This window comes from Streptomyces rubiginosohelvolus (genome assembly GCF_014649875.1).
Classification (GTDB): Bacteria; Actinomycetota; Actinomycetes; order Streptomycetales; family Streptomycetaceae; genus Streptomyces; species Streptomyces rubiginosohelvolus.
Genome location: NZ_BMTW01000005.1, coordinates 63,952 through 84,880 on the forward strand (window position 1 = coordinate 63,952; position 20,929 = coordinate 84,880).

16 protein-coding genes and 1 tRNA gene are annotated in these 20,929 nt (G+C 72.5%); 12 read left to right on the forward strand and 5 right to left on the reverse strand.

Going from position 1 to position 20,929, the window contains the following annotated elements:
• Window positions 1–52: 52 nt before the first annotated feature.
• The 3 genes from IE134_RS14565 to ligD all read right to left on the reverse strand — a co-directional run bounded on the left by IE134_RS14565 (window position 53) and on the right by ligD (window position 3,710).
• Complete coding sequence (locus IE134_RS14565; protein ID WP_030810911.1) at window positions 53–370, reverse strand: zinc ribbon domain-containing protein; 318 nt, start codon at window positions 368–370, stop codon at window positions 53–55.
• Window positions 367–2,577, reverse strand: a complete 2,211-nt coding sequence (locus tag IE134_RS14570; protein ID WP_189430703.1) for a HEAT repeat domain-containing protein — start codon at window positions 2,575–2,577, stop codon at window positions 367–369. The genes IE134_RS14565 and IE134_RS14570 overlap by 4 nt, the downstream gene beginning before the upstream one ends.
• 242 nt (window positions 2,578–2,819) lie before the next feature.
• On the reverse strand, window positions 2,820–3,710 hold the full coding sequence (gene ligD, locus IE134_RS14575) for a non-homologous end-joining DNA ligase (protein ID WP_189430705.1): 891 nt from the start codon (window positions 3,708–3,710) through the stop codon (window positions 2,820–2,822).
• A 78-nt stretch (window positions 3,711–3,788) separates the two neighbouring features.
• Between ligD and ku the strand changes: the two genes are divergently transcribed.
• Together ku and IE134_RS14585 are read left to right on the forward strand one after the other, a co-directional pair.
• A complete protein-coding gene (gene ku, locus IE134_RS14580) occupies window positions 3,789–4,880 on the forward strand; it encodes a non-homologous end joining protein Ku (protein ID WP_030715310.1) in 1,092 nt (363 codons plus the stop codon).
• A 73-nt stretch (window positions 4,881–4,953) separates the two neighbouring features.
• The gene (locus IE134_RS14585; RefSeq protein WP_189430707.1) at window positions 4,954–6,711 is read left to right on the forward strand and encodes a serine/threonine-protein kinase; all 1,758 of its coding nucleotides are present in this window, start codon (window positions 4,954–4,956) and stop codon (window positions 6,709–6,711) included.
• On the opposite strand, the gene IE134_RS14590 is transcribed toward IE134_RS14585, so the two are convergent.
• On the reverse strand, window positions 6,680–8,350 hold the full coding sequence (locus tag IE134_RS14590; protein WP_229823558.1) for a hypothetical protein: 1,671 nt from the start codon (window positions 8,348–8,350) through the stop codon (window positions 6,680–6,682). The two genes, IE134_RS14585 and IE134_RS14590, sit on opposite strands and share 32 nt — an antisense overlap.
• A gap of 292 nt (window positions 8,351–8,642) precedes the next feature.
• Between IE134_RS14590 and glyA the strand changes: the two genes are divergently transcribed.
• The 3 genes from glyA to IE134_RS14605 all read left to right on the forward strand — a co-directional run bounded on the left by glyA (window position 8,643) and on the right by IE134_RS14605 (window position 11,192).
• A complete protein-coding gene (gene glyA / locus IE134_RS14595) occupies window positions 8,643–9,944 on the forward strand; it encodes a serine hydroxymethyltransferase (RefSeq protein WP_030715293.1) in 1,302 nt (433 codons plus the stop codon).
• 114 nt (window positions 9,945–10,058) lie between these two features.
• A complete protein-coding gene (locus IE134_RS14600; protein WP_030715290.1) occupies window positions 10,059–10,382 on the forward strand; it encodes a hypothetical protein in 324 nt (107 codons plus the stop codon).
• Between the two features lie 249 nt (window positions 10,383–10,631).
• Window positions 10,632–11,192: a hypothetical protein gene (locus IE134_RS14605; RefSeq protein ID WP_030715287.1), complete on the forward strand. Its 561-nt coding sequence runs from the start codon at window positions 10,632–10,634 to the stop codon at window positions 11,190–11,192.
• Window positions 11,193–11,311: 119 nt separating this feature from the next.
• On the opposite strand, the gene IE134_RS14610 is transcribed toward IE134_RS14605, so the two are convergent.
• A tRNA-Arg gene (locus tag IE134_RS14610) sits at window positions 11,312–11,383 on the reverse strand.
• 224 nt (window positions 11,384–11,607) lie between these two features.
• On the opposite strand from IE134_RS14610, the gene IE134_RS14615 reads away from it, so the two are divergent.
• The 7 genes from IE134_RS14615 to rho all read left to right on the forward strand — a co-directional run bounded on the left by IE134_RS14615 (window position 11,608) and on the right by rho (window position 20,833).
• Window positions 11,608–12,021: a response regulator gene (locus tag IE134_RS14615; protein ID WP_030715284.1), complete on the forward strand. Its 414-nt coding sequence runs from the start codon at window positions 11,608–11,610 to the stop codon at window positions 12,019–12,021.
• Between the two features lie 110 nt (window positions 12,022–12,131).
• On the forward strand, window positions 12,132–13,214 hold the full coding sequence (gene nrtL, locus IE134_RS14620) for an ArgS-related anticodon-binding protein NrtL (protein WP_030715279.1): 1,083 nt from the start codon (window positions 12,132–12,134) through the stop codon (window positions 13,212–13,214).
• 32 nt (window positions 13,215–13,246) lie between these two features.
• A complete protein-coding gene (gene lysA, locus IE134_RS14625) occupies window positions 13,247–14,638 on the forward strand; it encodes a diaminopimelate decarboxylase (protein ID WP_097986044.1) in 1,392 nt (463 codons plus the stop codon).
• Between the two features lie 98 nt (window positions 14,639–14,736).
• Window positions 14,737–16,026, forward strand: coding sequence for a homoserine dehydrogenase (locus IE134_RS14630; RefSeq protein ID WP_030715273.1), 1,290 nt, complete (start codon window positions 14,737–14,739; stop codon window positions 16,024–16,026).
• A 7-nt stretch (window positions 16,027–16,033) separates the two neighbouring features.
• A complete protein-coding gene (gene thrC, locus IE134_RS14635) occupies window positions 16,034–17,104 on the forward strand; it encodes a threonine synthase (RefSeq protein WP_010060188.1) in 1,071 nt (356 codons plus the stop codon).
• Window positions 17,105–17,498: 394 nt separating this feature from the next.
• Entirely contained in the window at window positions 17,499–18,416 is a 918-nt protein-coding gene (gene thrB / locus IE134_RS14640; RefSeq protein ID WP_030715269.1) for a homoserine kinase, read from the forward strand.
• Window positions 18,417–18,805: 389 nt separating this feature from the next.
• The gene (gene rho, locus IE134_RS14645) at window positions 18,806–20,833 is read left to right on the forward strand and encodes a transcription termination factor Rho (RefSeq protein ID WP_030715267.1); all 2,028 of its coding nucleotides are present in this window, start codon (window positions 18,806–18,808) and stop codon (window positions 20,831–20,833) included.
• The last annotated feature ends 96 nt before the right edge of the window (window positions 20,834–20,929 follow it).

The window sequence follows — 20,929 nt, forward strand, 5'->3', positions numbered from 1 at the left end:
CGTTGCGTGGCCCTACGGTCGCCGCAGGGTCAGCGCCGGGGGCAGGACCGGGTCAGCGCTGGTACGGGTTCTGCCCGGGCGGCGTGACACCGGGCTGCTGCGGGGCCTGGCCGTAGGCGTTGCCGTCCTGCCCGGCCGCGGCCTGGGCGAGCAGCTGGTCCGCCTCCTCCTTGGATATCTGCCGCTCCCCGCCGCAGAACGTGCACTGCGTGGCGTACTTCGTCGAGAACGGGAACAGCGGCACGAAGAACAGCGTGAACTTCGTGACCCGCTTGCGCAGGGTGTGCGCCGCCGGATTGCCGCACCAGCCGCACACCATCGTCAGGACGGCCAGTTGGTAGAGGTAGCCCTTGGTACCGAAAATGATCATGACGTGCTTCCTTTCCCCGTCCCCCGCAGTGCCTGCCGGCACAGCGCCAGGAGCTTTTCGTCCTCGTGGATGTCATGACTGCCGTACCCGCCGTCCATCGCGTTGTGACGGCGTACGGAGACGAGTTCGCTCCGCAGGACGTGTGCCGCGGCCGACCCCTCCGGGACCGGCCCCATCCGTGCCAGGCATTCTGCCACCCGGACCCGGACATGGCGGTTCTGCTCCCAGGCGGTGAGCAGGGCCCCGACGGTCTCCCGCGTCCGGCCGGACACCTCCCACAGCGCGATCGCCGCGTCCACCCGCAGCCACAGCTCCTCGTGCGCCAGCAGCCCGCGCAGCCGGGGCGCGACCACCGCGGCTTGCGGCCCGAGGGCACCCAGCGCCACCGCCGCCGCCCGCCGGTCGTGCACCTGGTCCGACTGGAGGCCCTCGATCAGCACCGGCAGCACCGCTTCGGCATCCCCGGAGACCGCCCACAGGGCCTCGGCCGCCTCCGTCGCGGACGCCGTCCCCGGGCGGCGGACCAGCGCCCGCAGCTCGGGGACGGCCTCCCGCGCGGCGGGCCCGAAAGCGCCGAGTGCCCGCAGCGCCGCCGTACGCAGCCACTCGCCCCGGTACTCCGGTGCCCCGCGCAGCACCCGCAGCACCTCGGGGGCCGCCTCGCCCGCCCGCAGCGCGGTCAGCCCGGCCAGCAGCGGGCTCGCCCGGTCGTAGGCGCCCTCGTCCAGCTCCACCTCCGCGAGCCTGCGCCGCAGCGCCCCGGCGAGCGGCCGGGCCGTCGCCCCCAGGTGCCCCACCGCGAACCCGACGTCGTGCGCCACCTCCGGCAGCTCCAGGGCCCCCGCGAGCGCGGGCACCGCACGGGCGTCGCCGAGCCGGGCCAGGGCCTTCACGGTGGAGGAGAGCCCGGGCGGACCGCTGGCCCACGTCTTCACCCAGCTCCCGGGATCGGCGGCCAGCCGGGCGGCCAGGGCGTCCGCGGCGGGCGCGGCGAGCCCGAACAACTCCTCCAGCACATGGGACGCGGCCTCGGCGAGCCGTGGCTCGGGGTCGGACAACTGCTCGCCGACGAGCGCCACCAACTCCTCGTAGGGGCCGCGCCAGGCCCGTATGAGCCCGCCGCTCATCCGTACGGCGTCGATGCGCTGGCGGCGGTCGGGGCTGCGCAACTGGTCGGCGAGCAGCGCGGTGCGGTCGCCCACCCGGTCGTCGAGTCCGACGTGCAGGGTGCGCAGCAGATCCGCGGCCCAGGGGGCGCCGCGCCCGGCGTTCTCCTGGGCGGACAGCGAACGCAGCTGCCCCACGAGCGTCGGCGTCGCGACGTGCTCGCAACGCCCGGTCTCCGCCGAGGGCAGCGGCTCGGGGTCCACGGGCTCCGCGTCCGGCGTCGTGTCCTGGCCGGGCTCCGGCTCGTCGTCCTCCCGCGCGGCGATCCCTCCGGCAGGGGCGTGCTCACCCCCGTCGCCGGACTCCTCCGGCGCCGAACGCATCTCGCGCAGCAGCCCCGCGACCACCGGCACCACATCGCCGGGCAGCCCGTCGGGCGAACAGCGCGCCAGCTGGGCCAGCGCCGCGAGCCGCAGCCCGGGGGAGTCGGCCCGCTCCGCCAGCAGGCCCAGCCACTTCCCGACCCGCTCCGCCAGCGGCCGGTGCCGCAGGGCGACCCGCCCGGCCGCCTCCACGAGGGCGAGCCGCACCTCTTCGTCGGGCTCCACCGGCAACCGCTCCCGCAGCAGCGCGAGCACCCGCACCGGGTGCCGGTGCAGCGTGGCGAGCGCCAGCGGGGCCGCGAGCCGCACCCCGGGATCCTCGTCGGCGATCAGCTCGAAGAACACCCCGGCGCCCGCGGTGACCGCGGCCGCCGCCATCGCGTAGTTCGCGGCGCCCTCGATCTCGTCCTCGTCGATCTCCGCCTCGTCGTCCTCGTCGAGGTCGAAGCCCCCGATGCTGGTGAGCAGTTCGACGACACCGCCGCGGTCCTGCACCCCCGGGTCCACCACCAGCTCGAACAGGAACGGGATGCACGCGAGCGTGCACGCGTACACATCGCCCTGGTGGTGCACGGCCCCGTACATACCGTCGAGCGCGGCCTCCCGCTCCGCCGGATCGGCGGAGGCGAGCCCCCGCAGCAGCTCCGGTACGTCGTCGGCCGGCCCGTAGGCATGCTCCATCGAAGCCCAGTCGACCTCGTCGATCCCCGAGAACACGCCATCCCCTCCCCACGATCACGACAGCGCCCGGACCGGCGCACCGCATGGCGCACCCGGCCCGTCACACCCCTCCCGGCGCGCCCCGTAGAAAGCGCCTGCGCAGAGTGTGCACCACGGCCCCGACAATCCACCCGCCACTTGTGGCCTTTCCTCGCGCCGTAACCAGGTCATGACCGGGTCAAGACGATCCGGCTGTGAGGCCGCTGTGAGCGGTGGGCGTCGCAGGGCTCCCCAAGGTGTCACGCGGGCAGCGGACGCGCCTGTTCCGGGTCGTTCAGCGGGGCGAGCAGATCGCCGTGCAGGTCCAGGCGGGCGGCCATGTCCCCGGCCCGGAACACCAGGGCCCCGGCCTCCCGGCACCCCGTGATCTCGTCCCAGGTGACGGGGGCCGAGACGGTGGGCTCGGGCCGGGCGCGGAGGGTGTAGGGCGTGGCGGTCGTCTTCGACGCGGAGTTCTGGCTGAAGTCGACGAACACCTTGCCCGGCCGCAGGGCGCGCTTCATCCGGTGCAGGGCGAGCGCCGGAAGGGCCTCCTCCGCCTCCATGGCGAGCCGCTTCGCGTACGCGGACACCTCGCCGGACGGTGTGGGCTCCAGCGGAACCAGCAGATGCAGCCCCTTGGACCCGGACGTCTTCCCGTACGCCGCCAGCCCGTCGTCCGCGAGCCGCTTCCGCAGCCAGAGCGTCACCGCGCAGCACTCCACGACGGTCGCGGGGGAGCCGGGGTCCAGGTCGAAGACCATCCGGTCGGCGACCCCCGGCGCGCCCGTGCGCCACTGCGGGGTGTGGAACTCCACCACCAGGTTCGCCGCCCACATCAACGAGGCCAGATCGCGCACGACCACCTGCCGCGCACCCTGGTCCTCGCTCCGGGGGACCGGGGTGGTCTCCACCCAGGCGGGTGTACCGGGCGGCGGATTCTTGGTGAAGAAGAGCTGGCCGCCGGGCCCGTCCGGATACCGCAGGAAGGAGACGGGACGGTCGGCCAGGTGGGGCAGGATCACGCTGCCCACGGTGGCCGCGTAGTAGTGCAGCACCTCGCCCTTGGTCGTTCCCGTGGCCGGATACAGGACCTTGTCGAGATTGCTGAGCGAGACCCGTCGCCCCTCCACCTCGGTGATCGGCGTCATACGATAAGAGTCACACGAAATCAGGCCAAAGCGTCTTTATCCGCCACAGAGTCCTTCACGGTCGACAAGGGGTGAACGGTGAGGTCCATATGGAACGGCGCGATCTCCTTCGGTCTGGTCAGCATCCCGATCAAGCTGGTCAACGCCACTGAGAACCACTCGATCCACTTCCGGCAGATCCACCTCGCCGACGGTGGCCGGATCCGGTACCGCAAGGTCTGTGAACTGGACGAGGAAGAGGTCCAGGGCGGCGAGATCGGCAAGGCGTACGAGGACGCCGACGGCACGATGATCCCGATCACCGACGAGGATCTCGCCCAGCTCCCGCTGCCCACCGCGAAGACCATCGAGATCGTCGCCTTCGTGCCCGCGGACCAGATCGACCCGCTCCAGATGGACGCGGCGTACTACCTCTCCGCCAACGGCGTACCCGCCGCCAAGCCGTACACCCTGCTCCGCGAGGCCCTCAAGCGCAGCAACAAGGTCGCCGTCGCCAAGTACGCCCTGCGCGGCCGTGAACGGCTCGGCATGCTCCGCGTCGTGGACGACGTGATCGCCATGCACGGACTGCTCTGGCCCGACGAGATCCGCGCCCCCGAGGGCGTCGCGCCGGACGGTGACGTCACGGTCCGCGACGCCGAACTCGACCTGGCGGACGCCCTGATGGACACCCTCGGCGAGGTCGACATGGACAGCCTCCACGACGACTACCGGGAAGCGGTGGAGGAACTCATCGCCGCGAAGGCCTCCGGCGAGACCGTGCGCCCGGCCGAGTCCGGGGACGCCGGCGGCGGCAAGGTCATCGACCTGATCGCGGCCCTGGAGAACAGCGTCCAGGCGGCGAAGAAGTCCCGGGGCGAGGAGGGGGCCGGGGCGGAGGACAAGAGCGACGGCGAGATGGCCGACGTGCACCCCATCAAGAAGACGTCCGGGAAGCCGACCGGGAAGTCCTCCGCGCAGACCACGAAGAAGAGCACCACGGCAGCGAAGAAGTCCACCCCCAAGTCCACCGGCGCGAAGAAGTCCACGTCGACGACGAAGAAGGCCACCGGAAGCCGGTCGACCGCGAAGAAGACGACGACGAAGACGGCGGCGAAGAAGCAGACGTCGTCGGGCGGCGGCACCGGGACGAAGAAGACGGCATCGTCCCGCAAACGCGCCTCGGCCTGACGGCGGTTGCCGACCCGGCCCCCGGCCCCGCCCCCGCTCCCCGCTGTCCGACGCCCCCCGTACGCTACGGCCCATGAGCGAAGAGGTCCCCTCGGGACGGGTGATCGACGGCCGTTTCACGCTGGTCGAGCGGCTCGGCAGCGGTGGCATGGGCATGGTATGGCGGGCCCGCGACGAGGCGCTCCACCGCGACGTCGCGCTCAAGGAGGTGCGGCCCCCGGACCCCGCGCTCGCGGAGTACGACCCCGAGGGCGCCCGCACCCTGCGCGCCCGGGTGCTCCGTGAGGCCCGCGCCCTGGCCCGGGTCGACCACCCCAACGTGGTCACCGTCCACCACATCGTCGACCCCGGCGAGGACGGCTACCCGTGGATCGTGATGGAGCTGGTGGCCGGCTCCTCCCTGCACGACCGGCTCGCCACCGGCCCCATGGAGCCCGACGACGCCGCCGAGCTGGGGCGCGGCATCCTCTCCGCCCTCCGCGCCGCCCATGCGGCCGGAATCCAGCACCGGGACGTCAAGCCCGCCAACGTCCTGCTGCGCCCCGACGGCCGCCCCGTCCTCACGGACTTCGGCATCGCCGCCATCCGCGAGTCGACCAGCCTGACGATGACGGGCGCCCTCATCGGCTCGCCCGACTACATAGCCCCCGAGCGCATCCGGGGCACGGAGGGCGACCCGTCCTCCGACCTCTGGTCGCTCGGCATGATGCTGTACGTCGCCGTCGAGGGCCGCCACCCGCTGCGCCGGGCCACCACCCTCGCCACGCTGGCCGCCGTGCTCGACGAGGAGATCCCGCCGCCGGTACGGGCCGGGGCCCTCGCCCCGGTCCTGAGCGCGCTCCTCACCCGGGACATTCCGGCCCGCCCGGACGCGGCAACCCTCGACCGGCTGCTGGACGAGGCCGCACGGGGTGTCGGGAGCACGCCCCCGACACCCACGCAGCCCGTACGGGAACGGCCCGCCTCCGCACACCCCGTCTCCGCGCACCCCGTCTCCGCGCACCCCGGGTCCGTACACGCCGCGCCCACGCAGTCTGCCGCCACACCGCCGCCCCGGCCGGGGCCCGCGCCCTTCGGAGCCCCGGAGGACCGCGTCCCGACGGGCTACGGCACCCCGCCCCCCGCTTCCGACACCGTCTCGCGGGAGCGCGGACGCCGCATCGAGCGCCGGGTCTGGCGGATCAGTGCCGCGTCGTCCGTCGTCTCGGCCGTGGTGATCGCGGGCGCCATCCTCTGGACGGCCGGTGCCTTCTCCTCCGAGGGCTCCGGCGGCGACGACCTCCCGCGCGACCGGGCGAGCGCACCCCAGGTCCCGGCCCCCACGCCGGACCCGATCGCCGACGGATCCGACGAGCAGGACGTACCGGGGGCGGACGCGGCGAACCTCCTGACCCCGGACGGCGCGCGGACCGCGATCGAGGCGCTGAAGCCGCTCATGGGCGGAACGAAGGTCACCGACTTCACGCTCTACGGCGAACACGCCTCCGCCGAGGCGCCGCTGAAGTCCAACGCCGCTCTGTACGACCGTTTCAGCTACCGAGACGGCCGGGCGAAGAACGACGACATGGGCGGCACCCTGATGTCCGGGTCCACGACGGTCGACCTGGACTCCGTCGACTGGGACGCGCTGCCCGCGCTGCTGAAGGCGGCGGAGAAGACGCTCAACGTCGAGGATCCGGAGAGCAGTTACGTGATCGTGGACCCCTCGTCGCCCTTCCACGACGACCGCCCGGTGCTGCGCGTGTACGTCTCCGACGCGCACGGCGGCGCCTTCCTCACCGCCGAACTGGACGGCCGGGTCATCGAGAAGAACCCGCGCCCCAAGGGCTGACCACCGGCTGGATCGGATCGGGGAGCAGCGGCAGGTCCAGGTCGAACGGGCTCCGCTCGATGACGTAGGTGCAACTGGTGTAGGTGTAGCCCGGCTGGACCCGGGTCCCGGAGGAGTAGCTGTCCACCCGGGCGGCCGCGCCCGTGCCGTGCTTGTAGAGGAAGTGGTACTCCCCGGCGGGCAGTTGGAGCCGCGCCTTCGGGTAGTTCCTGCCGCTCGCCTTGCAGGCCCGCCGCGGTCCTTCGGAGGCGCTGTACCGCTCGCACCCCGCGCACGCCCTCAGCGTGACGGTGCCGGTGACCGGGCCGGTGTAGAGGACCTCGACCGTGTTCGGCGCGTCATTGCTGATGACCAGCTCCATCCGGGCCCCGCCGGGCCGCTTCGACGGCGGCAGCCGCTTGCCCGCGGCCGGCCGGTCGTCGGCTATCTCCGCGGCTACCGCGATGTTGCGGGCCTGCCGCACCCGACCGTCGCTCTTGTACGTCCGCGCGAAATCGGTCAGCGTCGTGCGCGCGGCGCCGAACTTCCCGTCCTTGAACTGGTCGACCCCGCAGGCGTACACCCCGTCCACGACCCCCTCGTCGGCGTCGGCGCTCAGCTTCTTCACGCTGTCGTCGGGCAGCCGGGACGCGGTGGCGCCGAGGCCGCGCAGCACTTCGGTGGCCGTACACGGCTCGGCCCCCTTCAACGCCGTGACCTGGTCCTCGATCCGCTCGTCGATCGCAGGCGCGACCCGCCGCGCGGAGGCGGAATCGGGGAACGTACGCAGCAACTGCCCCAGCTCCGCACCGCCGTCACCGCCACCACTGCTGCCGCTACCGCTCCCCGCCCCGCCCAGGCGCGAGACGCCGCACGCATAGAGCGACTCGGCGAGCGGTGTGTCGGGCCAGGCGGCCAGCTCGCCCAGCACCTTCTTGTCCACCGAGTCCGGCAGCGTCCGCAGATACGTCAACGGCGCGACGGCCTCGCAGTGCCGCTTCTTCGCGTACGGGGCGGAGACGGCGTCGTAGTACGCCTCCAGCCGGTCCGGCACGAGCTTCGCGGCCCGGGACCCGGGATGGTCCTCGCCGAGCGCGCGATAGACGTCGAGGGCCTTCCCGTACTCGCCCTTCGCCGCCTCGAACGGCTGCCCCGAGGCGGTGGCGACCCGCTCGTCCCCGGACTCCAGCCTCTCCAGCAGCATCTGCTCCCGCGCCTCGTCCCGCGCGGAGCCGTACACCACGGCCCCACCCGCCGGCACGGCCAGCAGCACCACGCCGAGACCGACCGCAAGCCCGGGCCGCCACGCCCCGCCCACCGCCGAACGCCGGGCGATCCGGCCCCCGTCGACGGCGGCGAGCACCAGGACGAGCAGATACCCGACGAGCACCCCCGCGGGCACCCCGTCCGGATCGGCGGGCAACGCCACCCACAGCAGCACCGCCGTGGCCGCCCAGCACACCGCGGCCCGCCCCCAGCGCCCCAACAGGGCGTAACCGAGCCCGAGCCCGGTCAGGTTGAGCAACGCGGCGGCGGCCGCCCGCAACGACGCACCGGGCGGCGGCGGCCCGACGGACGGCGCGTGAGCAGGCGGAGGCGGCACCGCCCCGTCGCCCCCGGACCCGTACCCCGCAACGCCGTAACGATCACCGGACTCCATAACGGTCCCCCACCGCCGAGCCGAAAAAGTCACCGGGAATCTGCCCCGTTCTGTCACCGATCACGCACGGTCGCGGCAGCCTCTTCGTGCGCCGGGCCACCGCCGCCCGGGCCCACCCCCTAAACTGCCGAACGCCGCGACTGGCGCGCGCCCCGGCAGGGGCGCTCCGTGGAACCGACCACGAGGAAGCGGCACACCCCGGGCGTGCCCGGGGCGTCATCTCCGGAGAGCCGTCCGCCTGGGCATCCGGGTCCACGCCGCGTCGAGCGGCCGACCCGGAAGGACCTCTTCCATGACCACCCGGCCCATCACCGCCACCGCGACCACCACCGCGCCCCACCATCCGGCCCTCACCGCGTCCGACCCGGAACTGGCCGCCCTGATCGGTGCGGAGGAGCAGCTCCAGGCCGACACCCTGCGCCTGATCCCCAGCGAGAACTACGTCTCCGCCGCCGTGCTCGAAGCCTCGGGCACCGTGCTCCAGAACAAGTACTCCGAGGGCTACCCCGGCAAGCGGTACTACGAGGGCCAGCAGGTCATCGACCAGGTCGAGACCTTGGCGATCCGCCGCGCCCAGGCCCTCTTCGGGATGGACCACGCCAACGTCCAGCCGTACTCCGGCTCCCCGGCCAACCTCGCCGCCTACCTGGCCTTCCTCCAGCCCGGTGACACCGTCCTCGGCATGTCCCTCCCGATGGGCGGCCACCTCACGCACGGCTGGGACGTCTCGGCCACCGGCCGCTGGTTCCGGGGTGTCCGGTACGGGGTGCGCCGGGACACCGGCCGGATCGACCTGGACGAGGTCCGCGACCTGGCCCTCGCCGAACGGCCCCAGCTCATCTTCTGCGGCGGTACGGCCGTTCCCCGCACGATCGACTTCGCGGGCTTCGCGGAGATCGCCCGCGAGACGGGCGCCGTCCTGGTCGCGGACATCGCGCACATCGCCGGCCTGATCGCGGGCGGCGCGCACCCCTCGCCCGCCGGTCACGCGGACGTCGTCTCCACCACCACGCACAAGACCCTGCGCGGCCCGCGCGGCGCGATGCTGCTCTCCACCGCCGAACACGCCCGCGCCGTCGACCGCGCGGTCTTCCCCGGCCTCCAGGGCGGCCCGCACAACCAGACCACGGCCGCCATCGCGGTCGCCCTCGGCGAAGCCGCCACCGCCGGCTTCTGCTCCTACGCCCACCAGGTCGTCGCCAACGCCCGCGCTCTGGGCGAGGAGTTGGCCGCCCGCGGCTTCGACCTGGTCTCCGGCGGCACCGACAACCACCTGCTGCTGATCGACCTCACGAACAAGGACGTCCCCGGCAAGACCGCGGCCAAGGCCCTCGACCGCGCGGGCATCGTCGTCAACTACAACACCGTCCCCTACGACCCCCGTAAGCCCTTCGACCCCTCCGGCATCCGGATCGGCACCCCGGCCCTCACCTCCCGGGGCGTCCCGGCCTCCGCGATGGGCACGGTCGCCACCTGGATCACCACGGCGGTCGACGCGGCACGCACGGGCGACGAGGCGGCGATCAGGAAGGTACGGGAAGAGGTGAAGGAGCTGATGGACGCTTATCCGGCACCGGGGCTGCCGGTCGGCTGACGCGGCACTCTCTGCGCCTTCTTCACCTGATCTCCGCCCGCCCAACCCCCCTCTGTGGCACCGTGGATCGACTGATGACCCGGGTGTCCGGGCATCCGCGTAGGGGGGATTTCCATGCGACTTCGTACCGCCGCGGCTTCAGCCGCCCTCGTCCTGTGCGCCACGGCGGGCCTGGCGGCCTGTTCGTCCTCGCCGGGCACGGCGGACGCCGAGCGGCCCGCCGCCCCCACGGGACCGGCTTCGGTGAAGGAACTCGCGGAGAACATCGAGACGGGCAAGCTGCAGACGGAGCCGCCCGAGCTGAACGAGCAGAGCGTGGCGGGCCCCGAGAAGTGCGCCCGCTCCGCCGCCGACATCCCGGCGGAGTGCGCCGTCGACCCCTCGTTCGCCGAAGTCACCGAGGGGGAGCGGGCCGCCGAACCGCCCACCCTGCCGTGAGCGCGTCCCCGGTGAGCGGGTGAGAGAACCGGAACGGGAGGGCGGGCACACAACCGTGTGCCCGCCCTCCCGTTCCGCGTACCCCACCGTCCTCGGCACCCGTGCGACTCGCAGGATCACGGGCACCGTTAACCACTTGCGTCACAGGGGCCCCTTCCTTCCGTCACAGCGATCTCTTAGTCTCACACCCTGTTCACATTTGATAATTGATGATCTCGCCACAGAGGTCAGGCGCGGGGGTAGTGAAGCATGCGTGAAAACTGGCGCTCGAAGTTGAGCGTTCTCGCCGGGGCGTCGGCACTCGCCCTCTCGGCCGTCACCGCGACGCCGGCGCTCGCCGACGATGCCCCGGAGACCCCCGTGGAAGTCCAGCTGCCCATCGACGTGAAGATCGTCGAAGGCCTCGCCACGGAACCCGGCACGGAGTTCCCCTTCCCGTCGGACGAGGACGAGAAGACGGGACCGGCGGGCGCGATGGCCGCCAAGGCCGCCCCGCCGTCGAACACCTGCCTGGGCGCGACCGCCGCCTACGGCACCAGCGGGTGCTTCCAGCACAACGGCGACATCATCTGGGCGGGCGACACGAAGAAGGACGGCATGTCCGCCGCCGTCGGGGTCTACACCGACTACGGGCGCGCCGAGGAGGTCTGTGTCAACAAGCTCGGCGTGAACACCTGGGCGACCTGCAACAAGGACTACCGCGAGACCGGCAACGTACGCCTGCGCGTCCTGCGCTACGACGGCGACACCGGCAAGTTCTACCAGCCCGAGGCGTGGTCCGGCTGGATCCCGGTCGACGGGAAGTTCTGACCACCCCCTGTGAGGGCGAGCCGGACCGCATCCCGCTCGCCCTCACAGGGCTGCGGCATGCGCGGCGGACACGAAAAAACCGGACCAGCCTCTGCTGGTCCGGTTCTTCAATCCGGAAGTGCCCCCGGCAGGATTCGAACCTGCGCACCCGGCTCCGGAGGCCGATGCTCTATCCCCTGAGCTACGGGGGCGAATCGCGGTGTTGCTCTGCGACGGGTGAAACACTACCAGCTCCCACGGGGTCTCCGTGAACAGGTATTCCGCCGTGCCTCCGCGCCTCTTCCTCCCGGTCGGGCGGGGTGCGGAAGCGGCGTGGTGAGGCAGTGGCCACCCGTCCGGGGTCGAAGTGGACAAAACCCGGACGCGGTCCCTCGGGCCGACCTACTCTCGAAGGGTGTCAGGGGCGTACGGCCGCGTGCTTGTTGTCGACGACAACAAGGTCATCCGGCAGCTGATCAGGGTCAATCTCGAGCTGGAGGGCTTCGAGGTCGTGACCGCGGCCGATGGTGTCGAGGCCCTGGACCTGGTCGCGAGAGTCCGCCCCGACGCCATCACGCTCGACGTCGTGATGCCCCGGCTGGACGGTCTGGAGACCGCCACCCGGCTGCGCTCCGACCCCCGCACCCGCCGGCTTCCCATCGCCGTCATCAGCGCCTGTACGCCTCACGAGGTCGACGCGGGCGTGGCGGCCGGGGTCGACGCGTTCCTGGCGAAGCCGTTCGAGCCGAGCGAACTGGTGCGGATCATGCGCCGGCTGGTGACCGGGGAGGAAGAGGCACCGGCGGACGGGCGGCGCGGTGCCGGGCGGGCGGGGAGCACCGCCGGCTGACCGGCGTGGCGGGCCGGGAGCGGCTGCCCCGCGCCGTGGAACCGGGCCCGGCTGACCGGATGGCGAAACCGGGTCGCAAAGTGCCCCCCTCTCTCACCTACGCTTGACCCGTGACCCCCGCCGACCTCTCCCGGACCGTGCTGCACGCCGTGCGCCGCGCGGTCGACGAGGATGCGTTGCGCGCGCCCGTGCCCGCGCGCGTACGGGTGGAGCGGACCCGGCCCGGCGGCAGCGGCGACTACGCCTGCGCCGTCGCCCTCCAGCTCGCCGGGCCCGCCGCGCTGCCCGCCCTGGAGGTCGCCCGCATCCTGCGCGAACGCGTCGCCGCCGAGCCCGGCGTCGGGCGGGTCGAGATCACCGGGCCGGGGTTCCTGAGCTTCACCCTCGACGCCCCGGCCGAGAGCGACCGGGCCGTGCTCGCCGCTGTACGGGAACAGGGCCTCGCTTACGGGCACGGGGGCGCTCTCGGGGACGAGATCCACCAGCTCCACCACGCGCGGGAGGCCCGCGCCGCCGTCACCGCCCAGGCCGTGTTCCGGCTCCTCGTCGCCCAGGGCGCCCGGGGCCGGACCACCTGCGAACAGGCGCCCGACCCGGACTGGGTCCGCCTCGGCGTCACCGTCAACGCGTACGGGACACCGCCCACACCGCTCACCGAGATCCGCCCCGTCCCCGCCGGGGTCACCGCGGGGGAGCTGCTGGAGCGGCTCGGGCCCGACGCGGCCCGGTGGGGGCTCCTGCGGGCCGCCGGACACGACCACGCCGCCCTCGGCCCCGAACTGCTCGTCCAGGGCGAGGCCAATCCGCTCTTCCGGGTCCGTTACGCCCACGCCCGGGCCCGCGCCCTCACCCGGAGTGCCACCGCCCTCGGCTTCACCGCCGAGGCAGCCCCGTACGGCGAAAGCCCCGCCCCGTACGACCGCGCCGCCCGCCCCCTCCTCGACCTCCTCGCCGACCACCCCGGCGTCCTGCTCGCCGGGGCCCGTCACCGCGCGCCCGACCGGGTCGCCCGGCAGCTGGAAGCCGTCGCGCACGCGTTCTTCGACTTCCACGACTCCTGCCCGCCCCTGCCCGCCGGTGACGAGAAACCCTCGGCCGCCCACCGTGCCCGGCTGGCCATCGCCGAAGCCGCCGGGACGGTGCTGGCAGGCGGCCTGTCCCTGCTCGGCATCCGCGCGCCCGAACATCTCTGACGAGATCAGAAAAGACCCGAGAGAGCATCACGATGAGCCGCTCCGCACACCCCGCAGGCCCCCGTCACGCCGACGTCCTCCCCGAGGGGCACTACTCCGCCCCCGCCGCCGACCTCAACGCCCTCGACGAGAAGGTCTGGTCGCGCACCGTCACCCGTGACGCGGACGGCGCCCTCACCGTCGGCGGGATCGCCGTCGCCCGGCTCGCCGAGGAGTTCGGCACCCCCGCCTACTTCCTCGACGAGAGCGACTTCCGGGCCCGCTGCCGCGCCTGGGCCGACGCCTTCGGGCCCGACGCCGACGTCTTCTACGCCGGGAAGGCCTTCCTCTCCCGCGCGATCGTCCGCTGGCTCAAGGAGGAAGGACTCAATCTCGACGTGTGCTCCGGCGGAGAGCTGACCACCGCTCTCGACGCCGGTATGCCCGCCGAGCGCATCGCCTTCCACGGCAACAACAAGACCGTCGCCGAGATCGAGCGCGCCGTCGAGGCGGGCGTCGGGCGGATCGTGCTCGACTCCTTCCAGGAGATCGTCCGCGTCGCCCACATCGCCCAGCGCCACGGGGTGCGCCAGCGCGTGCAGATCCGCGTCACCGTCGGCGTCGAGGCCCACACCCACGAGTTCATCGCCACCGCGCACGAGGACCAGAAGTTCGGCATCGCGCTCGCCGACGGGCAGGCCGCCGAGGCCGTGCGCCGCGCGCTCGCGCTCGACGGCCTCGAACTCATCGGCGTCCACTCCCACATCGGTTCGCAGATCTTCGACATGGCCGGCTTCGAGGTCTCCGCCCGGCGCGTGGTGCAGCTGCTCGCCGAGATCCGCGACGAGCACGGCGTCGAACTGCCCGAGATCGACCTCGGAGGCGGCCTCGGCATCGCGTACACCTCGGACGACGACCCCCGCGAGCCGCACGAGATCGCGAAGGCGCTCAGCGACATCGTCACGCGGGAGTGCGAGTCCGCGAAGCTGCGCACGCCCCGGATCTCCGTCGAGCCGGGCCGCGCCATCGTCGGCCCCACCGCGTTCACGCTCTACGAGGTCGGCACGATCAAGCCCCTGGAGGGGCTGCGGACGTACGTCAGCGTCGACGGCGGCATGTCGGACAACATCCGCACCGCGCTGTACGACGCCGAGTACAGCGTCGCGCTGGTCTCCCGCACCTCGGACGCCGAACCGATGCTCGTCCGGGTCGTCGGCAAGCACTGCGAGAGCGGCGACATCGTGGTCAAGGACGCGTTCCTCCCCGCCGACCTGGCCCCCGGCGACCTGATCGCCGTCCCCGCCACCGGCGCGTACTGCCGTTCCATGGCGAGCAACTACAACCACGCGCTGCGCCCGCCGGTCGTCGCGGTGCGCGACGGCGAGGCGCGTGTGATCGTCCGGCGCGAGACGGAGGAAGATCTCCTGCGTCTCGATGTCGGCTGATGAAATAGTCATCTCAGGATCCGGACGGGGGTCAGAAACTCCCGTCCGGTGAGTGAGACTGGTCCCCAATGAGCATGTATGAGAAACGAGGTCGGATGATGCGTACGCGTCCGCTGAAGGTGGCGCTGCTGGGCTGTGGTGTGGTCGGCTCAGAGGTGGCGCGCATCATGACGACGCACGCCGACGACCTCGCGGCGCGCATCGGCGCGCCCGTCGAGCTCGCCGGAGTGGCCGTCCGCCGGCCCTCGAAGGTGCGGGAGGGCATCGACCCCGCACTGATCACCACCGACGCGACCGCGCTCGTGCGGCGCGGCGACATCGACGTCGTCGTCGAGGTCATCGGGGGCATCGAGCCCGCCCGTACGCTCATCACCACCGCGTTCGAGAACGGCGCGAGCGTCGTCTCCGCCAACAAGGCGCTGCTCGCCGAGGACGGCGCCGCCCTGCACGCCGCCGCCGAGAAGTACGGCCGCGACCTCTACTACGAGGCCGCCGTCGCCGGGGCCATCCCGCTGGTCCGGCCGCTGCGCGAGTCGCTCGCCGGCGACAAGGTCAACCGGGTGCTCGGCATCGTCAACGGCACGACCAACTTCATCCTCGACAAGATGGACACCAGCGGCGCCGGTTACTCCGAGGCGCTCGACGAGGCCACCGCCCTCGGGTACGCCGAGGCCGACCCGACCGCCGACGTCGAGGGCTTCGACGCCGCCGCGAAGGCCGCGATCCTCGCCGGGATCGCCTTCCACACCCGCGTGAAGATCGGTGACGTGCACCGCGAGGGCATCACCGAGGTCACCGCCGCCGACATCGCCTCCGCCCGCCGCATGGGCTGCACCGTCAAGCTGCTGGCCATCTGCGAGCGCGCCGCCGACGGGGCCTCCGTCACCGCCCGCGTCCACCCCGCGATGATCCCGCTCAGCCACCCGCTGGCCTCCGTCCGCGAGGCGTACAACGCGGTGTTCGTCGAGGCCGAGGCCGCCGGACAGCTCATGTTCTACGGGCCCGGCGCCGGCGGCTCCCCGACCGCATCCGCGGTCCTCGGCGACCTCGTCGCGGTCTGCCGCAACAAACTGGGCGAGGCCACCGGACCCGGTGAGTCCGCCTACACGCGCCTGCCGGTCAGCCCCATGGGCGAGGTCGTCACGCGCTACCACATCAGCCTCGACGTGGCCGACAAGCCGGGCGTCCTCGCCCAGGTCGCGACGGTCTTCGCCGAGCAGGGGGTATCGATCGATACCGTCCGCCAGCAGGGAAAGGACGGCGAGGCATCGCTCGTCGTCGTCACCCACCGCGCGCCCGACGCCGCCCTCTCCGGGACCGTCGAAGCGCTGCGCAAGCTCGACACCGTGCGCGGTGTCGCCAGCATCATGCGTGTTGAAGGGGAGTAAAGGACCCATGACCAGCAAGGGCACCCACCAGTGGCGCGGCATCATCGAGGAGTACCGGGACCGGCTTCCGGTCACGGCCACGACGCCGGTCGTCACGCTTCGTGAGGGCGGTACGCCGCTCGTACCGGCGCAGGTCCTCTCCGAGCGCACGGGCTGCGAGGTGCACCTCAAGGTCGAGGGCGCCAACCCCACCGGTTCCTTCAAGGACCGCGGCATGACCATGGCCATCACCCGGGCCAAGGAGGAGGGCGCGAAGGCCGTCATCTGCGCCTCCACCGGCAACACCTCGGCCTCCGCCGCGGCGTACGCGGTGCGCGCGGGGATGGTCTGCGCCGTCCTCGTACCGCAGGGCAAGATCGCGCTCGGCAAGATGGGCCAGGCCCTCGTGCACGGCGCCAAGATCCTCCAGGTCGACGGCAACTTCGACGACTGCCTGACCCTGGCCCGCGCACTCTCGGACAACTACCCGGTGGCGCTGGTCAATTCGGTCAACCCGGTCCGGATCGAGGGCCAGAAGACCGCCGCGTTCGAGATCGTCGACGCGCTCGGCGACGCCCCCGACATCCACGTCCTGCCGGTCGGCAACGCGGGCAACATCACCGCGTACTGGAAGGGGTACACCGAGTACGCCGGTGACGGCGTCTCCTCCCGCTCCCCGCGCATGTGGGGCTTCCAGGCCTCCGGTTCGGCGCCCATCGTGCGCGGCGAGGTCGTCAAGGACCCGTCCACCATCGCCACCGCGATCCGCATCGGGAATCCGGCCTCCTGGAACTACGCGCTCGCCGCGCGGGACGAGTCGGGCGGCTTCATCGACGAGGTGACGGACCGGCAGATCCTGTCCGCCTACCGGCTGTTGGCCTCCCAGGAGGGCGTCTTCGTGGAGCCCGCGTCGGCCGCGTCCGTCGCCGGTCTGCTCAAGGCCGCGGAGGAGGGCAAGGTCGACCCCGGCCAGAAGATCGTCTGCACGGTCACCGGCAACGGCCTCAAGGACCCCGACTGGGCCGTCGCGGGCGCACCGCAGCCGGTCACGGTCCCGGTCGACGCGGCCACCGCCGCCGAGAAGCTCGGCCTCGTCTGATCCAGTGCCGGACGGGCCGCGGCGGCCGCCGCGGCCCGTCCGGCCGACCAGGGTGACGCCGCCCGTGCCGACGCCGCCCGGCCAACCGTGACAACCCAGCTCAACCGCCCTCTTTCCCGGGCGGAGAGCGCATAGGAGGCGGGCGACACGCATCGTGCGCCTCCTGTGCGCCCTATGTCGCGACAGAACCTTCCTTCGATAAGCTGTACCCCATCCGCCCGACACCCGCCCGACGGTCCGCTGCGGTACGGCAGCCGTCGTGGGCGAACGCGGGACGGGCCACCGGATCCCCTGAACACCCCGGTGCGCACCGTGTCCCGCCCCCGTCCCCGCAGACCCCGCCGCAGATCCACCGCACTGCATCCCCGCCGCCTTACAAGGAGTGGTCCGACCGATGGCCGGTCCCGCGTTCCGAGCCGCCGCCGTCCGGGTGCGCGTCCCCGCCACCAGCGCCAACCTGGGGCCGGGTTTCGACGCCCTCGGCCTCTCGCTGGGGCTGTACGACGACGTCGTCGTCCGGGTCGCCGACTCCGGGCTGCACATCGACATCGCAGGTGAGGGCAGCGAGAGCCTGCCGCGCGACGAGAGCCACCTGCTCGTGCGCTCCCTGCGCACCGCGTTCGACCTGCTCGGCGGCCAGCCCCGCGGGCTGGAGATCGTCTGCGCCAACCGCATCCCGCACGGCCGCGGCCTCGGCTCCTCCTCCGCCGCCATCTGCGCCGGAATCGTCGCCGCCCGCGCCGTGACGACCGGCGGCGACGCCCGCCTCGACGACGCGGCCCTGCTGGAGCTGGCGACCGAGATCGAGGGGCACCCCGACAACGTCGCGGCCTGTCTGCTCGGTGGATTCACCCTCGCCTGGATGGACGGCGGCTCGGCCCGGGCGATCCGGATGGACCCCGCCGACTCCGTCGTGCCCGTCGTCTTCGTGCCCGGGCGCCCCGTGCTCACCGAGACGGCGCGCGGCCTGCTGCCGCGCACCGTCCCGCACGTCGACGCGGCCCTCAACGCCGGCCGGGCGGCCCTGCTCGTCGAGGCCCTGACCCGCCGCCCCGAGCTGCTGCTCGCCGCCACCGAGGACCGGATCCACCAGGAATACCGGGGCCCGGCCATGCCGGAGAGCGTGGAGCTGGTGCACCGCCTGCGCGCCGACGGCGTGCCCGCGGTCATCTCCGGTGCCGGACCCACGGTCCTCGCGCTGACGGAGGAGGGTTCGGCCGACAAGGTCGCCCGACTGGCGGGGGAGGGCTGGGCGGCGAATCGGCTGGCCCTCGACGCGACGGGCGCCACTGTGCTGCCGCTGGCCGCGTAACCGCATGTGATTACCGGTGAGCGAGAGGGGGAATGTTTGTTGGAGCCGGTAGTGTTAACCTCAAGTCTGCAACCGACGTCTTTGAGGCGCGTTGCTTCGTGTCCCCCTCCGGGACCACCATTCTTCCGGGAGCCTCCCCAACTGCCTGAGCAGCCTGCCTGAGCAGTTTCGAGCACGCTCCGGAACCGGCACGACACCCCTCGCTCGTCCAGGAGTGGGCCGAGCAGGGGGATCTCGCGCCGGACCCCGCATGTTCATCTCTCCGCCGTACCCGGCGGACCACCGCCCCGGCAAGGTCCGCGATCCAGCAAGATCAACAGACCGCAGTCGGACAGCACAACCGGTCGCCGAGCCAGAAGGCCGACGTCCGCTCCAGGGAAGGACCCTTCGTGAGCGACACCACCGATCTGATGGGCGTCACTGCCGACAAGAACGTCGACAGCGCCGCGCCCGCCGAAGGTGCTGCCACTGGCACCACCGCACGGCGCCGCCGCTCCGGCACCGGCCTCGAGGGCATGGTCCTGGCCGAGCTGCAGCAGGTCGCGTCCGGCCTCGGCATCAGGGGCACCGCGCGGATGCGCAAGAGCCAGCTGATCGAGGTCATCAAGGAGGCGCAGGCGGGTGGCGGATCCGCCGCCCCCAAGGCCTCCTCCAAGGCCGCAGAGGCCCCCGCCGAGGCGGAGAGCAAGCCCAAGCGCCGCGCGACCTCGAAGGCGCGCACCGGGGACGAGGGCGCTGCCGCCGCCGAGAAGAGCACGGCCGCGCAGCAGCAGATCGACATCCCCGGCCAGCCGGCCAGCGACGACCAGCCCGCGGGCGAGCGCCGTCGCCGCCGTGCCACCGCGCAGGCGGGCAGCCCCGACACCAAGACCGAGGCGAAGACCGAGGTCAAGGCGAAGGCGGAGCCCGAGGTGCAGCAGAAGACCGAGGAGCGGGCCGAGCCCAAGGGCGACGCCCGGGCCGAGAACGCCGCCGACACGGCCGAGGGCCGTCGCGGTGACCGCCAGGGCCAGGGCCGCGGTGACCGGGAGGGCCGCCGTGAGCGCCAGCGCGACCGTCGCGGCAAGGGCGACGACCAGGGCCAGCAGGGCGGCGGCGGGCAGCGCCCGCAGCGCCAGGGCCAGGGTCAGGGCCAGCAGAACCGTGACAACGGTCCGCAGGACGACTTCGACGACGAGGCGGGCGGCCGCCGCGGCCGTCGTGGCCGCTACCGCGACCGCCGCGGCCGCCGCGGGCGCGACGACTTCGCCGGCGATGTGCAGGTGGCCGAGGACGACGTCCTGATCCCCGTCGCGGGCATCCTGGACATCCTCGACAACTACGCGTTCATCCGGACCTCCGGCTACCTGCCGGGCCCGAACGACGTGTACGTCTCGCTCGCCCAGGTCCGCAAGAACGGCCTGCGCAAGGGTGACCACGTCACCGGCGCGGTGCGCCAGCCCAAGGACGGCGAGCGGCGCGAGAAGTTCAACGCGCTGGTCCGCCTCGACTCGGTCAACGGCATGGCGCCGGAGTCCGGCCGCGGCCGCCCCGAGTTCCAGAAGCTGACCCCGCTCTACCCGCAGGACCGGCTCCGTCTGGAGACCGACTCCAACATCCTGACGACGCGGATCATCGACCTGGTGGCCCCGATCGGCAAGGGCCAGCGCGGGCTCATCGTGGCCCCGCCGAAGACCGGCAAGACCATGATCCTTCAGTCGATCGCCAACGCGATCACGGTCAACAGCCCCGAGTGCCACCTGATGGTCGTCCTGGTCGACGAGCGTCCGGAAGAGGTCACCGACATGCAGCGGTCGGTGAAGGGCGAGGTCATCTCCTCGACCTTCGACCGTCCCGCCGAGGACCACACCACCGTCGCCGAGCTGGCCATCGAGCGCGCCAAGCGCCTCGTCGAGCTGGGTCACGACGTGGTCGTCCTGCTCGACTCGATCACCCGACTGGGCCGCGCGTACAACCTCGCGGCGCCGGCCTCCGGCCGCATCCTCTCCGGTGGTGTCGACTCGACCGCGCTGTACCCCCCGAAGCGCTTCTTCGGCGCCGCGCGCAACATCGAGGACGGCGGCTCGCTGACCATCCTGGCCACCGCGCTCGTCGAGACCGGCTCGCGCATGGACGAGGTGATCTTCGAGGAGTTCAAGGGCACCGGCAACATGGAGCTCAAGCTCGACCGGAAGCTCTCGGACAAGCGCATCTTCCCGGCGGTGGACGTCGACGCGTCCTCCACCCGTAAGGAAGAGATCCTGCTCGGCACCGACGAGCTGGCGGTCGTCTGGAAGCTGCGCCGGGTGCTGCACGCGCTCGACCAGCAGCAGGCGATCGAGCTCCTCCTGGACCGGATGAAGAAGACCCAGTCCAACGCGGAGTTCCTGCTCCAGATCCAGAAGACGACGCCGGGCAGCGGAAACGGCAACGACTGACCTGGTCACCGGCATGCAAGGCTCCGCCCCCTCACCTCGGTGAGGGGGCGGAGCCTTTTTCCGTCACTCCGGTTCCCTTTTCTTCTTCTTTTCTTT